Source organism: Microvirga brassicacearum (assembly GCF_008757455.1).
Classification (GTDB): Bacteria; Pseudomonadota; Alphaproteobacteria; order Rhizobiales; family Beijerinckiaceae; genus Microvirga; species Microvirga brassicacearum.
Map to the genome: position 1 here is coordinate 1 of NZ_VCMV01000075.1, position 596 is coordinate 596.

General features: G+C 66.8%; 1 protein-coding gene. It reads right to left on the reverse strand.

Annotated features, from left to right (window positions below):
- Positions 1-596, reverse strand: a 596-nt coding sequence (locus tag FEZ63_RS23385) for a LysE family translocator (protein ID WP_150949578.1), incomplete at both ends; no start/stop codon positions are given.

The window sequence follows — 596 nt, forward strand, 5'->3', positions numbered from 1 at the left end:
CCCACCGTCGCCACGCCTGCGCCGATCAGCAACGATCCGCCGACCTTGTTGATCACGCCGATGGCGCGCGGGTTGCTGACGATGTTGCGCGCCCGCGACGCGATGAGCGCGTAGATGAACGAATTGGCGAAAGCCAGCACCAGGAACGTCGTCGCGAAGATGCCGAGCTGCGGGGCGAGCGCTGCTTTGGTGTCGATGAATTGCGGCAGGAACGCCATGAAGAAGGTCAGGCCCTTCGGATTGAGCGCCGTCACCAGCCACGCATGGGCGAGCATTTTCATCGACGACACGGCATCCGTGCGCGGCTTCGCGTCGAGCGTTCCGCCGGCGCGCCAGAGCTTGATGCCGAGATAGACCAGATAGGCGGCGCCCGCCCACTTGAACAGCGTGAACGCGGTCGCCGAGGCAGCGAGCAAGGCGCCGAGGCCGAGAAGCGACAGGCCCATGGCGGTAAAATCCCCGAGCGCCACGCCGATTGCCATCGGCAGTGCGGTGCGCCACCCCTGGCCCAGCGCGTAGGACACCACGAGCAGGATCGTGGGGCCGGGAATCACCAGCAGAACGGCGGAGGCGGCCGCGAAGGCGAGCCAGGTTTC